General features: G+C 58.1%; 17 protein-coding genes. 8 read left to right on the top strand and 9 right to left on the bottom strand.

From position 1 onward, the window contains the following. Window positions 1–143 precede the first annotated feature (143 nt). The 4 genes from H6F75_RS25380 (at window position 144) to H6F75_RS25365 (ending at window position 4,101) form a co-directional block, all read left to right on the top strand. Entirely contained in the window at window positions 144–2,426 is a 2,283-nt protein-coding gene (locus tag H6F75_RS25380; RefSeq protein WP_190755743.1) for a DUF3769 domain-containing protein, read from the top strand. A gap of 127 nt (window positions 2,427–2,553) precedes the next feature. After that, on the top strand, window positions 2,554–3,261 hold the full coding sequence (locus tag H6F75_RS25375; protein WP_190755741.1) for a hypothetical protein: 708 nt from the start codon (window positions 2,554–2,556) through the stop codon (window positions 3,259–3,261). A 57-nt stretch (window positions 3,262–3,318) separates the two neighbouring features. Continuing rightward, on the top strand, window positions 3,319–3,795 hold the full coding sequence (locus tag H6F75_RS25370; RefSeq protein ID WP_190755739.1) for a hypothetical protein: 477 nt from the start codon (window positions 3,319–3,321) through the stop codon (window positions 3,793–3,795). 42 nt (window positions 3,796–3,837) lie between these two features. Continuing rightward, window positions 3,838–4,101 carry a PEP-CTERM sorting domain-containing protein gene (locus H6F75_RS25365; RefSeq protein WP_190755737.1) on the top strand — a complete coding sequence of 88 codons (264 nt, stop codon included), beginning with the start codon at window positions 3,838–3,840 and terminating at the stop codon, window positions 4,099–4,101. Between the two features lie 30 nt (window positions 4,102–4,131). On the opposite strand, the gene H6F75_RS25360 is transcribed toward H6F75_RS25365, so the two are convergent. After that, entirely contained in the window at window positions 4,132–5,454 is a 1,323-nt protein-coding gene (locus H6F75_RS25360; protein ID WP_190755735.1) for a glutamate-5-semialdehyde dehydrogenase, read from the bottom strand. Between the two features lie 81 nt (window positions 5,455–5,535). Then, entirely contained in the window at window positions 5,536–5,805 is a 270-nt protein-coding gene (locus H6F75_RS25355) for a metalloregulator ArsR/SmtB family transcription factor (protein WP_279308327.1), read from the bottom strand. A 269-nt stretch (window positions 5,806–6,074) separates the two neighbouring features. On the opposite strand from H6F75_RS25355, the gene H6F75_RS25350 reads away from it, so the two are divergent. Together H6F75_RS25350 and H6F75_RS25345 are read left to right on the top strand one after the other, a co-directional pair. Next, window positions 6,075–6,245: a metallothionein gene (locus H6F75_RS25350; RefSeq protein ID WP_190755731.1), complete on the top strand. Its 171-nt coding sequence runs from the start codon at window positions 6,075–6,077 to the stop codon at window positions 6,243–6,245. Window positions 6,246–6,368: 123 nt separating this feature from the next. Then, window positions 6,369–7,052, top strand: a complete 684-nt coding sequence (locus H6F75_RS25345; protein ID WP_190755729.1) for a cofactor assembly of complex C subunit B — start codon at window positions 6,369–6,371, stop codon at window positions 7,050–7,052. Window positions 7,053–7,101: 49 nt separating this feature from the next. Here H6F75_RS25345 and H6F75_RS25340 read toward each other — a convergent pair whose 3' ends face one another. Continuing rightward, window positions 7,102–8,226, bottom strand: coding sequence for a THUMP domain-containing protein (locus H6F75_RS25340; RefSeq protein WP_190755725.1), 1,125 nt, complete (start codon window positions 8,224–8,226; stop codon window positions 7,102–7,104). Between the two features lie 277 nt (window positions 8,227–8,503). Between H6F75_RS25340 and infC the strand changes: the two genes are divergently transcribed. After that, window positions 8,504–8,989: a translation initiation factor IF-3 gene (gene infC, locus H6F75_RS25335; RefSeq protein WP_084172886.1), complete on the top strand. Its 486-nt coding sequence runs from the start codon at window positions 8,504–8,506 to the stop codon at window positions 8,987–8,989. Window positions 8,990–9,067: 78 nt separating this feature from the next. On the opposite strand, the gene H6F75_RS25330 is transcribed toward infC, so the two are convergent. From H6F75_RS25330 to H6F75_RS25315, 4 genes are all read right to left on the bottom strand, one after another. Beyond that, window positions 9,068–9,445, bottom strand: coding sequence for a response regulator (locus H6F75_RS25330; RefSeq protein ID WP_190755723.1), 378 nt, complete (start codon window positions 9,443–9,445; stop codon window positions 9,068–9,070). Continuing rightward, window positions 9,442–12,264, bottom strand: a complete 2,823-nt coding sequence (locus H6F75_RS25325; RefSeq protein WP_190755721.1) for an ATP-binding protein — start codon at window positions 12,262–12,264, stop codon at window positions 9,442–9,444. Before H6F75_RS25325 ends, H6F75_RS25330 begins: the two co-directional genes overlap by 4 nt. A gap of 17 nt (window positions 12,265–12,281) precedes the next feature. After that, on the bottom strand, window positions 12,282–14,714 hold the full coding sequence (locus H6F75_RS25320; protein ID WP_190755719.1) for a response regulator: 2,433 nt from the start codon (window positions 14,712–14,714) through the stop codon (window positions 12,282–12,284). A gap of 295 nt (window positions 14,715–15,009) precedes the next feature. Further along, entirely contained in the window at window positions 15,010–16,185 is a 1,176-nt protein-coding gene (locus H6F75_RS25315; protein ID WP_190755717.1) for a site-specific integrase, read from the bottom strand. 75 nt (window positions 16,186–16,260) lie between these two features. Here H6F75_RS25315 and hemH point away from each other — a divergent pair, with 75 nt between their 5' ends. After that, window positions 16,261–17,424: a ferrochelatase gene (hemH, locus tag H6F75_RS25310; RefSeq protein WP_190515366.1), complete on the top strand. Its 1,164-nt coding sequence runs from the start codon at window positions 16,261–16,263 to the stop codon at window positions 17,422–17,424. Here the strand turns inward: hemH and H6F75_RS25305 are convergent. Together H6F75_RS25305 and hrcA are read right to left on the bottom strand one after the other, a co-directional pair. Continuing rightward, window positions 17,421–17,978, bottom strand: coding sequence for a DUF4126 family protein (locus H6F75_RS25305; protein WP_190755715.1), 558 nt, complete (start codon window positions 17,976–17,978; stop codon window positions 17,421–17,423). The genes hemH and H6F75_RS25305 overlap by 4 nt on opposite strands. A 39-nt stretch (window positions 17,979–18,017) precedes the next feature. Next, a complete protein-coding gene (gene hrcA / locus H6F75_RS25300) occupies window positions 18,018–19,115 on the bottom strand; it encodes a heat-inducible transcriptional repressor HrcA (protein ID WP_190755713.1) in 1,098 nt (365 codons plus the stop codon). Between the last annotated feature and the right edge of the window lie 32 nt (window positions 19,116–19,147).

The following is a 19,147-nucleotide window of genomic DNA, read 5'->3' as shown; positions in this document are numbered from 1 at the left end:
AAAAGTAGTCTGGGAATTGGCGGCCCTGCCCTGGGTTGCCCGTCTGTGCCCTAGGGCTGCTACATCAAGGTTAATAGCCTGGTGAGAGTGGTCTGATTGAGCCCGCTTGCCGGGCTTTGTTTTTGCTCTGGTGATGCCAGCCCATGCCTTTGCCGCCTATGTTGCCCGCTGTACCCCCGCTCCCAGAATCAGCCGAAGTCGTGCTGGTTTCAGCGGTGGCGGCCTCCGAGTTAGGGCCAGGGGGGTCAATGGCAGCGTTGGCGGAGCCTGACCCTAGGTCAATCGCCCCAACCAATAGTGTCGTAGCTAGCCCCCTGTCTTTAAGCGGAGTTAGCCTGCTCTCACCGCTGTTGGCAGTCGATGACGGCTCTGAGCCTTTGGTGCCTGAGCCCACCGATAGCGCACCTCTAGTACCCGCTGACCCAGCGATCGAAGGCCCCGAAGCACCGGTTGAGGTCGATTCAGAACCGCCTCAGCCTCAGCTTGAAAGCCCTCAACCCGAAAATTCTGAAGCTGAACCGCCTGAGCCTGAATTACCCGACACCCCCGTCGAAGATGCCCCAGTCGAGACAGAATTACCGGCTGAGGGGGTGGGCTCTATTTTGCTGCGGGCCGATCGCCAGGAGTTTGAGCCCGTTCGCCAGATTGTGACCGCCACAGGCGATGTGCTAGTGCAGTTTGGCACAGGGCAGCTAGCCGCCGACCGCCTCTGGGCTAACTTAGTCAATCGCCATCTGCGAGCCGAAGGCAACGTTTTCTTTAACCGCAACAATCAAATTATTGAGGGCGCAACGGCCACTTACAACCTGTTACAGGGAGCAGGCACGATTACCGAGAGCCGGGGTGAGCTAGAGCTGCCCGCCCTAGAAGACGATTTCTCCACCGATGCAGCTGGTCTAGGGCAGGGGACTAACGTTCCCCTCGACTATCGGCTGCAAAATCAGAGGTCCATTTCCCAGGTTACCAGTCCGGGCGGGATTGCTCTGGCGACGGGCGATCCCCAGGTGCTATTGGGGGGTGAGCAGCGCCCCATTGAGCGGGTACGGTTTGAGGCCGAGCAAATTTCCTTTGATGCCGACGGCTGGTATGGCGAGCAAGTTCGGCTGACGAACGATCCCTTCTCGCCCCCAGACTTGGAGTTTAGGGCCAATAGTGTGCGGCTCACCCCTCTCAACGAGGTAGAGGACGAGCTGGTGTTTGAGAACCCCCGGCTGGTGTTTAACCAAGGCCTCTCCATTCCACTGTTTAGAAATCGCTTTGTGCTCACCCGAGGGCAGTTGCCTCCAGAAGCCCTAAATCCGCTGCCTACAGGCATTGGTATTGATGGCCGCGATCGCGGCGGCCTGTTCATCGAAGCCCCGTTGCCAATTAATAGGGCGGGGCCTCTAAACATTACGATCGCGCCTCAGTTTTTCATCTCCCGGTGGTTGGGCGCCTCCAACTACAACATTGCTGACCCCGCCAACTTTGGTTTGGCGGCCCAGGTTGAGGGTTCTCTGGGGCCGCGCACCCAAGTGCTGGGCTCCTTAAGTTTATCGGGGTTTGACTTAGCCAATTTCAGCGAGCGGCTGCGGGCCAGCTTCCGGGCCCAGCAACTGCTTGGCACCCACCGCCTCACCCTGGAGTACAGCTACCGCGATCGCCTCTTCAACGGCTCCCTTGGGTTTCAGGATGTGCAAAACACCATCGGTGCCCTGCTTGAGTCTCCCGTGGTGGCCTTGGGTAACAGCGGCATTGACCTCACCTATCAGGTGTCGGGGCAGTACATTACCGCCAACACCGACCGGCCCGATCTTCTGGACCCTGGGGAAGGCATAGGCTTAGCCAGCCTGTTTCGGTTTCAGGGTAGCGCTGACCTCACCCGCAACTTCTTGCTGTGGCAGGGGCAACCGCTACCCGCTACCGCCACCGAAGGGTTGCGCTACTCCCCCCGACCGCTGGTGCCCAACCTGGCACTAGGGGTAGGGCTACGAAGTGGAGCCACCTACTACACTAGCAGCGATTTCCAAGAGTCGCTAGAAACTAGAGTTATTTTGTCGGGTCAGCTGGGCCACCTGCAGCGCAAAACCTTCGACTACACCCAGTTTAATATTGGTTTTAGACACACTCTTATCGGTGGCGATACATCTCCTTTTCTCTTTGATCGAACGGTCGATCGAAATGTGCTGTCTGGGGGCATTATTCAGCAGATCTATGGTCCTTTTTTAGCCGGTTTTCAGGCTTCGATTAACGTGGATAGCGGGCGTACCATTGATAGCAATCTAATTTTTGAATACCGCCGCCGTGCCTATGGGCTGCTGGTAACCTATAGCCCCACTCAAGAGACCGGCTTCTTGGGATTTCGGCTTAGCGGCTTCGATTGGGTGGGGCGCACCGCTCCCTTCGATGCGCCTCCAGATACCCCTAGCGATGTGGTGGTGCAGTAGCCCTGCCTCCCACGAACAGTAATAAACCTTACGATGGTAGTCTTTACGCAGGCTTAAGATTAAGCTGAAGGGTAATGACTACCTAAAATGCCCCATTTAGCGGGGATTAACGCGTAGGCAAACCACTATGACTTACCTCAGCAACACTCCAGATGTTGAGCCCATCTACCAGTTGCTCACCAGCTACAGCTTTGAGGCTGAGGACTATCCCACCAAAGCTGTTATTGCCGGTTGGTTGGAGGAGTTTGGCCCAGTTTGGGTGAGCCACGCTATTACCGAAGCCCTTTATCAGGGGCGCTACAAAGTTATTTCGATCGACCAAATTCTCAAGCTCTGGCAGCGGCGGGGCCAGCCCATTCGCCATTTCAATCGCGAGTTTGAATCCATTATTTTAGGTCAGTCGCTGCTCTGCCCTACCGGCTATGGAGATGGCACAGAGTCTTCATCCGTTCGCCGGGCTCTACCGTCGATCGCTCCAGCTAGCTTAGACCTAGAGGGAGATGCCTCGCTAGAAACTGAAGCCCTATCCTCTAGCGCTGCGTCACATACCCCAGCGCCCACCAATTTGACACCTGACTCAACTGCAACCACTCCAGAAGCAGAGGTAGCTACTGGCTCACTGGACGACGGTGAACTAGACACTGAGGTTGCAGGCGAACCGGCAATCGCGCCCGGACCAAACAGCCCCAACATCCCCGATTTTCGCCCGCTGCCGGCGGAGGCTGCGTCCCCCTGGCACCAGGCCGACATCATCCAGCCCTTTGTACCCCGGCGCGATGAGTCAGAGCTGCACGAGCGGCTGCGATCGGTGGTGCAGGGGGGCATGCGAGAATAAGTGCTTGGCTTGGGAACCCGGTAGCGTATACTAGCCTAGTACGCACGATCTACACCAATGGTTCAATATACCCTGGCCCAAAGCCCAGATGTCGTCTTGACAGTATCGGGCAAAGATTCTCGCAAAGCCCGCGACAAAGCGATGGATCAGCTCATGGCCATGCTTGACGACGGCGAACTGCCCACCGCTTTGGCCGATGGCTTTAGCGTCGAGCAACTTGTAGAAGTGCAGCCCCTTACCTCCTCAGCAGCCGTGCAGCAGCAAGAAGACGCCGTCATAGAGGCCATTCAGGTTTTAAACCAGTTGGCCACGCTCAAGGTAAAAGTGCAGTCGTCTCGCGATGAAGCCCTCCAGGTGCGTGACCTGGTAGATCTGCTGTTTACCGATGACCCGATGACTGACGACCAGGTGACTGAATTGAAGGACGGCTTTAAGGTCTTGAAGTCATTTGCCCAGAGCAACCTGCGTTTCAAAGAAGCCAGAGCCCAAGCAGAGTCAGCGCGCCAGGTGCTAGACGAGGCGTTAGGGAATTAGGCCCTTCAAAGAAATTGCTCAGGGGCGGCGGCAGGTGACGCTTTGCCAAGCAGCTTCATTGGTAGCCTAGCCTTTGCCCCCAGTGGCAATCTGTTTACTATGGGGTTTAACAGCGCTTCTGAGATTGGCTCCATCCTCAAATATAAGGGTCCGGCCAAGGAGCGATCGCTGCTAGCTGATGCTAGCCCTGAGCTACAGCGCCCCATCGGCATTCTCTACGCCGCCCAGCCCGTGCCCGAACCCTTGACGCTGGGAGGGCTGGCGATCGCAGCCGGTGGCCTCATGATCTCTCGCCGTCGCCGGTAGAGAGCATTCCCCGACTCTATCAAGCAGCAATTAGGCTAGATCTCGGTGAGTAAAGGGTTTGGCGTCGCTACCGCTGTAGGTGGTAGACACGTGACCGTCGCCGATCAGCTGATACTTATAGGTGACTAGCCCCTCTAGCCCCACTGGCCCGCGGGGGGGCATCTTTTGGGTACTGATGCCGACTTCGGCTCCAAAGCCGTAGCGAAAGCCGTCGGCAAAGCGGGTTGAACAGTTGTGGTAGACCCCAGCAGCGTCGACGCGATCCATAAAGTGGGCGGCAGTGGCGGAGTTCTGGGTGACAATGGCTTCGGTATGGCGCGAACCGTAGGTGTTGATGTGAGCGATCGCCTCCTCCACCGACGCCACAACTTTGATCGCCAAAATCAGATCGCTGTACTCCGTCGCCCAGTCTTCTTCCGTGGCGAGGGTTATATCGGGCAAAATCTGCTGTACCTGCCGATCGCCTCGCAGCTCCACTTGGGCAGTCCGTAGCGCCGCCGCCAGCGTCGGCAATCCTTGAGCGGCGCTGTCTTGGTGAATCAGCAGGGTTTCGATCGCATTGCAGGCCGAGGGATAGGCAGTTTTGGCATCGACGGCGATCGCCACCGCCTGCTCCAAATTTGCCTCGCTGTCGATGTAGAGATGGCAAATGCCATCGGCATGGCCCAGCACCGGAATCCGCGTGTTCTCCTGCACAAATCGCACAAACGCGTTGGAACCGCGTGGAATAATCAAATCCACGTAGCCCTCCAAATCCAGCAGGGCGCGAGTTTCTTCCCGGGTAGTCAAGAGCTGCACCGCCGCTGGGTCGACCCCAGCATTCTCAAGCCCCTGCTTAATCGCTTCCACCAAGGCTGTGCACGATCGCACCGCCTCTTTGCCCCCTTTAAGAATCACCCCGTTACCCGACTTAATCGCCAGGGCCGAAATCTGCATCACCGCATCGGGGCGCGACTCAAAGATCACCCCCAGCACCCCCAGGGGCACCGCCAGCCGCTTGAGCACTAAGCCCTCGTCTAGCTCGCGGTGAATTTGCACAGTGCCCACCGGGTCTGGCAGGCGAGCTACGTCGCGCACCCCAGCGATCGCCCCTGCCAGCTTCACCCTATCCAGCTTCAGTCGCCCGTACAGCGGTTTGGCCAAGTTATCAGCCAGGGCGGCTTTGCAGTCGGCCTGGTTGGCTGCCACGATGCGATCGGCGTTGGCCTCCAGGGCGGCGGCTATCGCCTCGATTGCCTGGTTCTTGGCCTCAGCAGATAGGCTAGCTAAGGTTTGAGCCGCCTGGCGAGTAGCCTGGGCGATCGCCAACAGCGGCTGAGTGGCAGCATTCTGGGCAAGGGGAGAAACGGTCATGGCAATACGACAACCCGGCAATACTCCAGTCTACCGTCTCACTGAAGAAGGCTTCAAACCACCCCCTACCCATCCACCCATCTACTCCTCCGGCGGCTCATCCAGGTGATCTGACGCTTCGCGGTAGAGGTTAAACACGTGGTCATCTTTGAGGCAGTAGAGCACATTGCGCCCCTGCTTGCGGTAGCTGACCAGGCGTGTCGCGCGCAAAATCCGCAGCTGATGCGACACCGCCGACTCACTCATGGCCACAGCAGCGGCCAGCTCACCCACCCGCATTTCGCTCAGGGCCAGAGCTGAGAGAATGCGCCAGCGATTGGGATCGCCCAGCACGCCAAAAAACTCAGCCATCCGCTGAGCCTTTTCCACACTCAAAATCTCGTCCACAGGCGACGGGCCAGCGTGGTGGCAGGAAGGGTCATCAAGAGGGGGGCGATCGCCAGCCATACCAGTTGTCTCTGAAGAATAGCCAGGGCCTAGAAGCATATTCCAACATCACAACGGATCATAATGACCACTTAAACCATGAACAGTTGTTCATATGTTATGGTTAATTCATGAACAGTTGTTCAAGTGTTTGAGCACCAGTTTAGTTCACTTAGCCGAAGAGGAACCTTGCCATGACTACCGTTACCCAAATGAAATGCGCCTGCGACTCGTGCCTGTGCATTGTTGATACCAGCCAGGCTCTAGAAAAAGACGGTCACTATTTTTGCAGTGATGCCTGCGCCGACGGCCACCCCGAGGGGTCTTCGGGCTGTGGTCACACCGGCTGCGGCTGTAATAGCTAACCGATTACGATAGCAGGGTGTAGGGAACTGAATTCCCTGCACCCTGCTGTTCCCGTCCACCGCTAGCAGCCCAAACCCCATTAAAATCAAGGAAGAGGCAAATCGAGGCATAGGTCTAAATAAATGGCGCAAAATGACCCAAACCGGGTGCTACGGCTGCTGCCGCTGGTAACAGGAGGCCTGGGGGGCACCCTGTTGTTGATCAACCGAGTACTGACCCCTGCCCTGACTGAATCCCAGGCGCGATCGGATGTGATGGGTGTCATTCTCAGCGCTCTACTGATTTTGACTGGCCTACTGTGGCAGCGCGTGCAGCCTACTCTGCCCGAGGCTGTGACGCTAATTGGTGCAGAAGGGTTGGAGCTAGATGATGCCCTGCCCGATGCCGCTAAAACCGAACTGGCCTGGGCTTCTCACCTGCTGCTCACCAACACCGTTACTCGCTCCGTCGTCGTCTATCGTCAGGGCAAAACCCTGCTGCGGCGCGGAATCTTAGCCCCTAAAGCCGAAGTTACTCCCGGCCCCATTCTAAGGCGGGTGTTGGAGACCGGCAAAGCCGTGTATTTGGTAAAACTCAGCATTTACCCAGGCCGGGTGGAATTTGATTATTTGCCCGAAAACACTCAAGGCGTGATCTGCCAGCCCATGGGACAAGGCGGCGCGCTAATCTTGGCAGCCAATGCCCCCCGCAGCTACACCCGCCAGGACGAAGCCTGGATCGAAGGCATCGCCGACAAGCTGGGTCATAGCCTAGGTGAATTGGCCTGGGAGAAAGAGGATGCTGAGGCAACGGTGATAGAAAGCTAGCTCTAAATTGCTAAAGAAGTTTTCCAGGACTTCCCAACTTAAGATCACCCTAATACAGTTCGTACTTGAGCCACTGGCAGGGAAGCGTCCCGTTATAGACGGCCACCCGCTGAGCTGACTTGAGACCGATATGTTGAGACAATGCCTTGTTGCCACTGAGCACAAAGGCCGTCCAGCCTTTGAAGCGCTGCTTCAGCACATTCCCCAGCAGTTTATAGAAGGCTCCTAGATCTTCGTCGGCACCCAGACGCTCACCGTAGGGCGGGTTACACAGCAGAAAGCCGCTGTCGGCGGGAGCCTCTAGGTCAGCCAGGTCAGCGGCCCAAAAGTTGATCTGCTCGGCCAGGTCACAGCGCTGGGCATTGAGACGAGCTTGGTGAATGATGTCGGGATCGCGATCGCACCCTCCCACCCACGTCCCCAAAGGCGACCTGCGTGCTGACTCCGCCTCCTGCCACAGGGTGTCCCACAGATCGCCGTCAAAATCGGGCCAGGTCTGAAAGCCAAACTCCTCGCGGAAGATACCTGGGGCGATATTGAGCGCCGCCATGCTGGCTTCCAGCGGCAGCGTGCCCGAGCCACAGAGAGGATCCAGCAGCGGTACGTCTCCGGGCCAATCGGTCAGCTTCACCAGCGCTGCTGCCAGAGATTCTTTCAGTGGGGCGGCCCCCACCGCCGGGCGATAGCCGCGGCGGTGCAGGCTGCTGCCCGAGCTGTCGAGGCTGACGGTGGCGGTGTCGTCTTGAATGTGGACATTGAGCCGCACCTCGGGGTGCTGGGGATCGATGGTAGAGCGATCGCCCCAGTGCTGCCGCTGCTGATCAACCACGGCATTTTTCACCTGAAGGGCGGTGAAATGGGTGTGGTTGAGGCTGCGGTTTTTGCCGGTGGCATCGACCGCGAAGGTGCGGTCAGGGGTCAGGTAAGGCCGCCAGTCGATACTCTGAATGCCCTGATAGAGGGCTTCGGCATCGCGGCAGGGGCATTCGCCCAGCTTGACCAGCACCCGAAAGACCAGCCGCGACCAAAGGTTGACCCGATACAGCAGGGCCAGGTCGCCCTCAAAGGCAACCCCGCAAAAGCCCGGCTCAACCTGCTGAGCACCTAAATCTTCGAGTTCGGCGGCGGCTAAGGTCTCTAGCCCACGGGCAACGGTGGCGAAATATGCGGCCATGGGCTTCCCCTACGAGTTCTGTTGTACGCCCCAGCATAGCGGGATCCTTCAACATAGGGGGATCAAAGGCCGACTTTATAAGGCATCTACCGTTTTGTTAAGACCGGATATTTCGACACCGCTCTGGCTTAAAAGCTAAGCTATTCTATGGATAACATGATGGATAATACCCTTCTAGGTGTATTAGGTGTATGGTTGCTAGGCCAAGCAGCCCTAGGGTCACTTCTGCCCTTAGCCATCGCACCGGCCAACTGTCGAATTTTGAGAGGAACGACTTATTTCTAAGACGCAACTGGTAAACCGGCAAATTCGCTCACCTCAGGTGTTCTTAATCGACCAGGAGAACCAAAATCGGGGTCTCATGGAAACTCGCGAAGCGCTTACGCTGGCCGAGGATGCAGGACTTGACCTGGTGGTGGTCTCTAACGGCAAAGATGCCCCTGTGGCCAAAATTCTGGACTACGGCAAGCTTCAGTACCAGCAGAGTAAGCGGCAGAAGCAAAGCTCTAAGCCGTCTTTGAAAGAGGTCAAGCTGCGCCCCAACGTGGGTGAGTCTGACTACCAGCTCCGGATTCGCCGCTCGGTTGAGTGGCTGTCGAAGGGAGACTCGGTTAAGTTTTTGGTGCGCCTGCGAGGGCGTGAGCACCAGCACCGCGATCGCGCTGGAGAGCTGCTCGACAGAATCGTGAAGGACATCGGCGATGCGGGCAAAGTGCAGGCCCTCGACAAAAAGGCCTTAGTGCTGATGATTACCCCTGCCTAGGGGCAAGCCGGTCGTTTTGCCTGCTGCCTTCTGGCGACTGTTGGTCGTCCCCGGTAGCTCTGCTTCTAAGCTCTACGGTTAGGTGGCCCAGTCTAAGATCTGGGCTACCTGTTGCCATACCGTCACCGGATTAAAGGGTTTAGTAATCACTCCAGCTACACCCAGGGTACAGAAGCGATCGCGATCGCTGGTCAACACCTTAGCCGTGAGCAAGATTACCGGTATGGTCTGGGTCCTACGGTCAACCTGAAGCCGTTCGTAGACCGCAAATCCATCCATGACGGGCATCGAGATATCCAGCAAGATAGCGTCCCAAGGGGCGGCTAAGGCTTTGTCTAAACCCTCCTGACCTGACCCGGCACTGTCGGTTTGCCAGCCGCCGAACTCCTCTAGCGAGAGGCAAACTACTTCGCGAATGTCCAGTTCGTCGTCGATGACTAAAATCCGCTTGCTCATGATATCTTCAGGGGCAGCGTAAAGAAAAATGTACTGCCATAGCCGACCTGGCTCTCTGCCCAGATTTCCCCACCGTGCTGCTCCACAATCTGTTTGCAGATGGCCAGCCCCAGCCCGGTGCCGCCGCGCTGCCGCGAATCTGACACATCCACCTGCTGAAAGCGCTCAAAAATCATCTCCAGACGATCCGCTGGAATGCCTCGCCCCTGGTCTTTGACCGCAACCCGTGCCCAAGCCGGCTCAGTTTCAGGGGCGGTGTCTGGGGCAGCGATCGCTTTAGCGTTAGAAGCCAGTGCTGCTGTCAGCCAAATTTTGCTCCCCGCCTCAGAAAATTTAATCGCGTTGCCCAGCAGGTTGGTGAGGGTCTGCACCACCGCATCGGGGGCAGCCAGCACCGTAGCGGCGGCGGGCGTGACTTGAATGGTGACGTTGGCCTCCAGGGCGATCGCCTCTACCCCGTTAACCGCCAGCGCCATTAGCTCATCCAGGTGGCAGGGTTCTAGATTGAGCTCAATGCGGCCCGAGGTCAAGCGCTCCAGATCAAGAATGTCGTTGACTAGTCGAATTAGTCGTTCAGTATTGTTGAGGGCCATACTCAGCATCTGCTGAGCTTTCTGGGGCCGGTTGTGCAGCACCCCCGACTCCAAAATGCCCAGGGCTCCCCGAATAGCCGTTAGGGGCGTGCGCAACTCGTGGCTGATGATAGAGATAAACTCATCCTTGAGGCGATCGATCCGGTAGCGATCGCTGATGTCGCGCACCACCACCAGCACCTCGTCCTGGGTCACCGGAATAATCCGCGCCTCTTCATAGAACGTCTCCCCCCCCACGACAAACTCGTACTCCTGGCGCTGGATGCTGCCCGTCTCCAGGGCCAGCTCAACGCAGCGCTGACGCTCCTGGGCAATGGGGCCGGGCAGGTTCTCATACATGCTCTTCTCGTAGAGCTGGCTGCGATCGCCCAGCCAGTTCACCGCCTCTGGATTATAGATGGCCAGTGGGCGACCCTCTCGACCCAAGCGCATCAGTAGGTCAGGAATTGCGTTGATTAGCGCCTTTTGAGTGGCCTCACTGGCCGCTAGAGAAGCCATTTGCTGAGCTACCTGATGCTCCAGCTCGCGCTGGTAGTCAACCCGAAACCGCTCGACCTGCCGCCGTTCGGTAATGTCTTGAAACGTGTTGATGCTGTAGAGCACCTGCCCCAGGCTGTTGAACACCGGAATCGTGTGCACCTCTAGGGGAATGCGGCGATCGCCAGTGTCTACCTCAATGTCGTCAGTATAGGCAGTTTCGCCCCGCAGCCCCCGGACCATAGGTAGTTCGGCGGTGGGGTATAGCCTGTCGCTCCCAGCCTGGTAGAGCTGATAGGTTTCCGACAGTTGTCCAGAGTCGGTGGTCGTAACGCCGTTGACCAACAGTTCTTTGCCCTTGGCATTGAGAAACAGCATTTGCCCCGCCTGGTCGTGCACGCTCAGGGCTACTGGCACCCCGTTCAAAAAAGTAGCTAGTGTATTCTCGCGGTCCCTAAGGGCGTGAAACGACGACACCAGCTGGCCCACCATGCGGTCAAACCCCTGGCGCAGAGCCTCAACTTCCTGAATTGTGCTGGGCTGGGTGGGCGGCACAATCGCCAGGCCGTTAGTTAAGGCTTGGGTCGCCCGCTGGAGCGACAGAATCGGCTTGGCGATGTATTCCGCCGTCCAAATGCCCAGGCTGATAGACCCAATTAGGGCCAAGGCGCACAGCAGGGCGGTACGGGACGTATTGGCATCGATGTCGGCCATAAATTCAGAGGCCGGCACCACGGTGACCAGCAGCCAGTTCAGTTCGCCCTGGAGCGGCGTTGTCTGCACAAAATACTGCTTTTGGTCAAACCGAAGGTGAGAAAAGCGCGGCGATCGCACATTCTCAAGGCTGCCATAGTCGGCAATTAGGCTGGCTGCTACCGTTCGGGTGAGTGGATTACGACTTTGCCCCACCGCCAGTCGGCGAGACTGCAGCACCACGTGCTGCGCTGAATCAGAGCGCGGCTGTTGATCAAAAGGCAGCTCCCCGGTTGAGGTCGCCACCAGGTGACCGTCGGGCTCGATTAAGAAAATCTGACCCCCGCCGCTCGGGATCAGGTGCCGCAGAAACTCCCCCAGCTGCGTGAGCAAAATGCCGGTGCTAAAGACGCCACCAAAGTCTCCCTCGGGGGTCTGAAAGGGGACAAACCGCACCATGACCAGTCGAGGCTGATCGTCTCCTCGCTCTAGGCTCACCACCAGCCGCCATAGGCCCTCTGGACTAGCCTGGGCTGCTGCATACCACGGGTTGTCGGGAGGGTTGTGGTGGGGGTCGTAGCCTTGTCGAATCGGCGGCAGCAGAGTCTTAGATTGGTCAGCGATATCCAGCTGGTAGCGGTAGAGCCGGTTGTCGACCACGGTCACATTGCGCTGCCGCACTGAGAACGACCCTGGGGGTGCCTGACGAGCCACATTGAGGAACGCACCGGCTTCGTTAGCAAAGACCATACCCGTCAGCTCCGGAAATAGCTGGAGCTGCTCTACCAGGTGACTTTCTAGGGTAGCTAGGTCGGTGCTGCTAAGCGCCCCGGTTTCGAGCAGATAGGCATTGGTCTGAGCCACCAAGCGAGACGTTTGTAGATAGGCGTTGAGGTTTTCCCTTGCCCGTTGGCCCGTGATCGTCATCATCTGACGAGCGATATCCTGCACGGCCCGCTGCCCACTGCGGTACGACAAGTAGCCCACCAACCCCGTAATGCCAATCACCTGTAGCAAGAACGGGACGATGAGCAAATTGCGCAGAGAAAACTTCATGGCTAGGTCGAGTTTACTCAGCACATCGGATATAGGCAAAAGGTGTTGCCGCCGCGCCCTTTGGCATCTTTGAGGGCCTGGTCGGCGGTTTTCAGCAGCAGATCGCTGGATAGGCTGCCGGTGGGGGTGGTGCCGCCGATGCCTAAGCTTAAGGTAATGTAGTCGCCCTGCTCAGAGGCGGGCTGAGGAATTTTGAGGTCGGTAATGGCCTGTTGAATGCGGGAGACGACCCGCAGCGCCCCATCCAGGTTGGTGTTGGGCAGCACAATGGCAAATTCATCGTCGCCGCTGCGGGCCACCAGGTCAATGTTGGGGTTGACGGTGCGGTGCAGGGTGCGAGCAATACGGCGCAGGGCAGTATCGCCTGCCTGCTGTCCGTAGATTTGATAGTAGGTGCATAGGCTGTCGGGGCTGCACAAAATCAGCGAGATCGGAGCCTGGTCTCGGCAGTGGCGCTCCCACTGCTGCTGCAAAAAGGCGTCGAAGTGTAGGCCGTTAGCCACCTGGGTGAGAGGGTCGGTGGTTTCTTGCTGGGTCCAATAGAGAGCCTGGCGATGGCGCATTTGCTCAATTTGCTGGCGCAGTCGCGATCGCTCAATCCGACTCAATACCCGCGTTACCAACTCTGGCCCCACGATAGGTTTACCAATTAGGTCGTCGGCTCCCATTTCAAATACCTGACGCACGGTTACAGTGTCAGGATGAGCCGCTACCATCAGAATGGGCAGGTTGCCGAACCGCGAGTCTTGGCGCACCACTCGGCACAGATCAATGCCGCTAAACGTGGGCATTTCGAGCGCCAGCAGCAGCAAATCGGGCTGCATCTGGCGCAGCATTTCCCAGAACTGGCTGGGGTTACCTAGCCCAGTGACCCGTAAACCCCAGGGAGTGAGCAGTTCTGTAATGGCACCCCGAGTGATGGGGTCGTTGTCGACCACCATCACCTGAGCCTCAGGCGCTTGGGTTTCTGGCAAGAGGTGGGCTAAAGTATCGAAAATTTGGTTGGGGGTAGCTGGTGTCACTAGGTAGCGATCGCCCTGGAGACGAGCCACCTGTACCCGTTCTTCTAAACTGTCGTGGCAGGTCAAGACCACCACCGGCAGCTGCGGAAACCGATGCTTGACCTCCCGCAGGGGCGCCAACTTTTCGGCTAAAGGGGCACTCTGGTCGAGGCTAAGCACCACCGCCGCCGCTCGGCCCTGGGCTAAGGTCTGCAAAAGCTCGCTCAGGTCAGTGGCCCGTTCGAGGTGCCAACCGTGGCTGACGGCGTCGATCTGCAATCGGTTGAGCAACGCGGGCTCCACCGCCAGCACCACCCCAAGGCGGCATGAAATCGGCGCGATCGCCTGGACAAGCTCTGTCGATAGCGGCTTAGGAGTTAAAGCCAAGGTCTGCTTGAGGTCGAGCAGGTGGCGAGAGAGCTGATCGACTGCCGTCGTTTGCAGGGGGCGATCGCTTAGCAACTGCTCGATCTGACGGGCGTAGGTCGAGCCTTCGTCATAGCCAAAGGTGCCCAGCCCACCGGCCAGTCGATGGGCCTCATCCTGGGCAACGGTTCGCTGCTGGGGAGGCAAGTTGCCGGCCTGAAGCGATCGCACCGCCGCTTCTACTACCGCCAACCGCTGCTGAATCGACGCCTGAAACCGAGCTGCGATCGCCTCCAAATTCTTGCCCTTGGGCGCAGTAACCAGTAGCGGATCCTGAGTCTCTACCTGAGCACCACCGTCAGGTCTATGGAAACCGTTAGTGGCTGTCCCTAATTCAACCAAAGGCGGCAAGTCGCGGAGGCGATAGCCCAACCCATACACCGTCTGAATTACGTTCTCGACCACGCCGCTGCGTTTGAGGCGGTTGCGCAGATCCTTCACCAGGTTCGTCACCGCTCCTTCGGTGGGCGAATCGTCGATGGTCCATAGGTGGTCGAGAATAGCACTGCGGCTAAACACCCGCTGGGGATGGCGCAGGAACAGCTCAAGTAGGCTGTATTCCTTCGGCGTTAGAGGCACGACTTGGCCGCTGTAGGTGACTTGAGCCAGGGTCGGGTTAAGGCACAGCTGCCCCCACACCAATGGCGGAATGGTTGTCGCCCGCTCGCCCCGCCGCAGCAGAGCGCGAATCCGGGCTAGTACCTGTGACACCTCAAAGGGCTTAGTTACGTAGTCATCGGCCCCAGCGTCAAGCCCAGTAATCACGTCCTTATCGTCGGCCTGGGCTGTAAGCATTAAGATCGGAGTAGACACTCCCTGCCCCCGCAAGTGACGGCATAGGCTAAGGCCATTCAACCGGGGAATGTTGACATCCAGCAAAATCAAGTCGTAGTTCCACAGGGTCGCTAGCTCTTGAGCAATAATGCCGTCAGCCGCCTGTTCTATGGTGTAGCGCGCCGCAGCCAAGTGAAAAACCAGAAGTTCTCGGGTAGAGGGGTCATCCTCAACAAGCAGAATTTTCATCGGTTGGGCACAGTCAGAACAGTAGATGCTGCCGATGCTGAGAGGTAGGAACCAAACTGGGCCAAGCCTAGGGCCAAGCCGACTAACATCTGTCCATAGGACTACTACAAACCGGGAGATTGGGCGGGTTTATCGTAGGCAACAAAGTTGAGCAATACTCTTTTTCTGATAACTATTGCGACCCCCTCTAGGCTCTTAGTGACTCGCCTAAGGGCGTTCAAAGGCAAGAGCCAATCAAACTGAGCTAAATGTTTCTTAGCATATCGTTAAGGATTCATTTTCTCTACCGCTTTCGCTACAAAGGGGTCTGCCAAGTGCCACGCTGCAGAGCCGCCTGCACGGCCGCCCGCTGGTCGCGGTGGGTGATCCAGCGGTGGTAGGTGCGATTGTGAATCGCCACCGAGTGCCCCATCATGCGGGCCGCCACGGTGTCAGGCAGGCCAAAGTGAATGGTGCGTACGGCCCAAGCGTGGCGCAGGTCGTAGGGTGAGAACGGTACCCCGTAGCGCTTAAACTGAATCGCCACCTGCTGACCAATCCGCTGAAGGGTGGTATGAGCCAGCTCGGTGTTGATGGGCGGTAGGGTGCCCTGACGCAGGTCAAAGCGCTCGATCCACTCTGGATAGAAGGGCCACACGTCGTGAAGCCCCGTTTTGGTCGTTTCGAGTACCGTAATCCGACCCTCAGGATCGCCCTGGCGCAGGTCTTGGTAGTCACAGAAAAAGACTTCGTGATTGCGCAAGCCGTAGGTGGCCATCACCCCATATACATAGCGCCAGGCGGGGTTGGGGATGCGATCGCACCATTCCACAATGACCTCATCGGAGGGTAAGAGCCGTCGCTGGGCCTTGCTGTTGCCGTAGGTGCCAGCCAGCTTCTCGAAATCGTCGGGTAAGGCCAGCTCTTGAAAATCGGCAAAGGCTTTTAGGGCCGTGCAGGCCACCTGACGGCTACGGGATTGGGGCGACAAGGTCTTTAGGGTGGCCATGATAGTCGCCTCTAGCGGCTGGCGGGGCTGCTGCTCAGCCTGCATCAACAGCTTTTTGAGATAGGGGGCGTAGGCTTTGTCCCAGGTGGTTTTGCGCGAGGCCATGGCGGCGACATCAGCGCAGGGTTGCGCCATCAGGTGGGCCTCAAACTGGGCGATTCGGTCAGCTAGGGGCATTGTCTCCGGCTGGCCCTCTGCCCCTGGAGCCAAATAGTTGGCCCAGCTAAATCGGCGCTCGATCAGCTGGGCAGCAATCACTTTGGCCTCGCGCTCAATCTGCTTGAGCCCGGCTGGGGTAGCGGGCAGCCTGAGGGGAATGCGCTGCTGGTGAGGCCGAGTTTTGCCGCTGTCGGGGCGGGGGGGTAGGGTGCCTCGCAGGCTGAGGCGATCGCCCCGACGCTCGACCTGGAGCCCCAGGCGGGCGGCTTTGAGGCGGTTGTTGAGCGCTGCGATCGCGTCATCTAAAGCGGCGGGGGAAGCCATCAACGTCGGAAACCGTTCATTCAGCTTGTAGAATAATTGGGGTATGAGTACTTACTTTAGAGCCACTACAGTGCCATGGGTCGTGTTGGGGTCTTATTACTAAATCTGGGGGGGCCAGAGCAGCCCGACGACGTTCGCCCCTTTTTGTTTAACCTGTTTGCCGATCCAGAAATTATTCGCTTGCCCTTCCCCTGGCTGCAGCGGCCCCTGGCGTGGTTGATTTCGAGCTCGCGTGCCAAACAGTCGCAGGCCAACTACCAGCAGATTGGCGGTGGCTCGCCCCTGCGCCGCATCACCGAAGAACAGGCCGACGCCCTCAAGCAGGTGCTGGCTGACAAAGGCACCGAGGCCAATATCTACATCGGCATGCGCTACTGGTACCCCTTCACCGAAGAGGCTGTGGCTCAAATCAAGCGCGACGGGGTTGAAAAGCTGGTGGTGCTGCCCCTATATCCTCAGTTCTCAATCAGCACCAGCGGCTCCAGCTTTCGTCTGCTGGAGCGGTTGTGGCTCGAAGACCCGGCTCTCCAGCGCATTGTCTACACCGCTATTCCCTCCTGGTACGAGCGCCCCGGCTATAGCGAAGCCATGGCCGACCTGATTGCCCAAGAGCTTGACAAACTTGAAAATCCTGACCAAGCCCACATTTTCTTTAGCGCCCACGGGGTGCCCGTCAGCTACGTCGAAGAAGCCGGCGATCCCTACCAGCGCGAGATCGAGCACTGCACCGAGCTGATCATGCGATCGCTCAACCGCCCCAACCCCCACACTCTGGCTTACCAGAGTCGGGTTGGGCCCGTCGAGTGGCTCCAGCCCTACACCGAAGATGCGATCGAGCAGCTTGCCCAGCAAGGGGTAAAAGACTTAGTGGTAGTCCCCATCAGCTTTGTCTCCGAGCACATTGAGACCCTGCAAGAGATCGACATTGAGTACCGCGAAATCGCTGAAGAAGCCGGCATTCATGGATTTCACCGCGTGCCCGCCCTCAACACCCATCCTCGATTCATCGCCGACATGGCCGACATGGTCACTGAGGCTTTAGAAGCTCCACGCCAGCTCTTCTCCGACGTAGTGCAGCCCGACAAAAAAGTCAAAATTTACCCCCAAGAGCGATCGGCATGGGGTCTAACCCCCGTCGCCGAGGTATGGAATGGGCGACTGGCTATGGTAGGCTTTTTAGCCCTGCTGCTAGAGCTGGTTAGCGGCCGTGGCCCGCTGCATTTTGTGGGCATTCTTTAGGACCGCGATCGCCGGGGCCAACGCTGCCACAGATACGAGGTGCGAATCACCAGCCACAGCAGTAGCAGCGCAATGATGCCTCCCTGTTTAGGGGCATCAAAGGCCAGTATGGCGAGCACTATGCACAGCCCGTCAACTACAAAAAAGCTCCACAGGGGTGGGCGACGAGGCCGAAAAAACAGCCCCATCTGCAACAGCTGAATCACCAAGGCCAGCAGGGCGCTGATTAGTCCAATCAGGGGGTAGAGCCAGCCCTCCAGGCCAAAGGTCCGAGCCACCCCCAACCCTGCAAGAGCGCCGACACCAGGGCTCAATATCAGCTCTAGACCCTGAAAAAATCGCTGGCTGTTACTGCTCTTCGAAAGCATCAGCTCGGCCATTGACCAGCTCACCAGTACCCCCAACACCAAAGCCGGGGGCAATCGTGACAGCAGGGGCACATTAGACCAGAGCTGAGAGCCAGACAGCAGGCCAATCAGCAGCAGCGGCAGCGCCAGCCGCAGCCCCGTTGCCGCCGCGATCGACAAAATGGCCAGTAGCTCTGTAATGATCACGGTTTCCCCATCCTGGCTCGGGCTACTCTCAGGGATACCCTATTCGCTTAGGGCAGTAGAGAGGTAGTCAGCCGCCGCCTTGACCACCGCTACCGCATTTTCGTACACCATCCGGGTCGGCCCCAACACCCCCACACTGCCGATGGAAGTATCGTGGCGGGTGTAGTTAGACACCACCAAAGCACAGCCCTGCATTGGCTCTAAAGGATTTTCAGCTCCAATCCACACTTTAACGTCTACGCCCTTCAGCGTCTGAGTTGCCACGGGTGGGGTGGCAAAAAACAACGGCCACAGCTGCGACTGGTCTTCTTCCAGCAGACGCACAATCGACTGAATGCGCTGAGCATCAGAAAACTCGGGCTGGCGCAGCACCTCAGCCAGGCCGCTAATCACCAGCTGAGGAGTTTCGGCGGCCTGCGATCGCTGCGCCAAATCCCCCAGCGCCTGGCACAACAGCACGCCGTAATACTCAAATTCAGCATCGAGATCGCCCCAATTGAGGGTAGTTACATCGGCCAAGGGCCGCCCCCGCAGGTGGTGGGTCAAAAAGTTAGACAAAATCTCTAGATCCCGCCGACCGGGTTCTCTGGCCGCTCCCGACGTAGCCGAACCCAAGACTGCTGGCAACTGCACTACTACCGACTGGGTCGCCAACGAGTCGAGCACCACCACCATCAGCACCTGCCCCCCATCTACTACCACCAGCTGAATATGGCGAATGAGTACGGTGTTGGCTTGGGGCACGGTTACCAGAGCCAGGTAGCCACTGATCTGAGCCAAAATCTGGGTTGCCTCCTTCAACAGCGACTCCAGGCTACGGCCCATCCAGCGCAACTCTTCTGACAATGCTGCATCCACCCGGCGACCCACCCGGGCCGACGGCGACATCAGCCGGTCTACGTAGAGTCGATAGCCAAAATCAGAGGGCACTCGCCCTGATGAGGTATGGGGCTGATATAGCAGCCCATATTTCTCGAGCAAGCCCATGGTGTTGCGCACCGTAGCTGGGCTAACCCGCAAGTTATATTCCTGGGCTAAGGCCCGTGACCCAACCGGCTCTGCTGTGGCAATGTAGTGACGAATGGTGGCCTGAAGCACCTGCTCATGGCGAGCACTCAGGGGAGGGGCAGGGTCCATAGGGGGTTGGTATAAAACTCAACTACGGCATT

This window comes from Nodosilinea sp. FACHB-131, from assembly GCF_014695395.1.
GTDB lineage: Bacteria > Cyanobacteriota > Cyanobacteriia > Phormidesmidales > Phormidesmidaceae > Nodosilinea.
Note: the sequence above shows the minus strand (reverse complement) of the source record. Positions and strands in the feature narration are given on the sequence as shown.

What these genes read in the sequence shown, in the direction of transcription:
- H6F75_RS25380 (WP_190755743.1), top strand. Translation starts at nt 144, where the DNA reads ATGCCTTTGCCGCCTATGTTGCCCGCTGTACCCCCGCTCCCAGAATCA.
- H6F75_RS25375 (WP_190755741.1), top strand. Translation starts at nt 2,554, where the DNA reads ATGACTTACCTCAGCAACACTCCAGATGTTGAGCCCATCTACCAGTTG.
- H6F75_RS25370 (WP_190755739.1), top strand. Translation starts at nt 3,319, where the DNA reads ATGGTTCAATATACCCTGGCCCAAAGCCCAGATGTCGTCTTGACAGTA.
- H6F75_RS25360 (WP_190755735.1), bottom strand. Translation starts at nt 5,454, where the DNA reads ATGACCGTTTCTCCCCTTGCCCAGAATGCTGCCACTCAGCCGCTGTTG.
- H6F75_RS25355 (WP_279308327.1), bottom strand. Translation starts at nt 5,805, where the DNA reads ATGGCTGAGTTTTTTGGCGTGCTGGGCGATCCCAATCGCTGGCGCATT.
- H6F75_RS25350 (WP_190755731.1), top strand. Translation starts at nt 6,075, where the DNA reads ATGACTACCGTTACCCAAATGAAATGCGCCTGCGACTCGTGCCTGTGC.
- H6F75_RS25345 (WP_190755729.1), top strand. Translation starts at nt 6,369, where the DNA reads ATGGCGCAAAATGACCCAAACCGGGTGCTACGGCTGCTGCCGCTGGTA.
- H6F75_RS25340 (WP_190755725.1), bottom strand. Translation starts at nt 8,226, where the DNA reads ATGGCCGCATATTTCGCCACCGTTGCCCGTGGGCTAGAGACCTTAGCC.
- H6F75_RS25330 (WP_190755723.1), bottom strand. Translation starts at nt 9,445, where the DNA reads ATGAGCAAGCGGATTTTAGTCATCGACGACGAACTGGACATTCGCGAA.
- H6F75_RS25325 (WP_190755721.1), bottom strand. Translation starts at nt 12,264, where the DNA reads ATGAAGTTTTCTCTGCGCAATTTGCTCATCGTCCCGTTCTTGCTACAG.
- H6F75_RS25320 (WP_190755719.1), bottom strand. Translation starts at nt 14,714, where the DNA reads ATGAAAATTCTGCTTGTTGAGGATGACCCCTCTACCCGAGAACTTCTG.
- H6F75_RS25315 (WP_190755717.1), bottom strand. Translation starts at nt 16,185, where the DNA reads ATGGCTTCCCCCGCCGCTTTAGATGACGCGATCGCAGCGCTCAACAAC.
- hemH (WP_190515366.1), top strand. Translation starts at nt 16,261, where the DNA reads ATGGGTCGTGTTGGGGTCTTATTACTAAATCTGGGGGGGCCAGAGCAG.
- hrcA (WP_190755713.1), bottom strand. Translation starts at nt 19,115, where the DNA reads ATGGACCCTGCCCCTCCCCTGAGTGCTCGCCATGAGCAGGTGCTTCAG.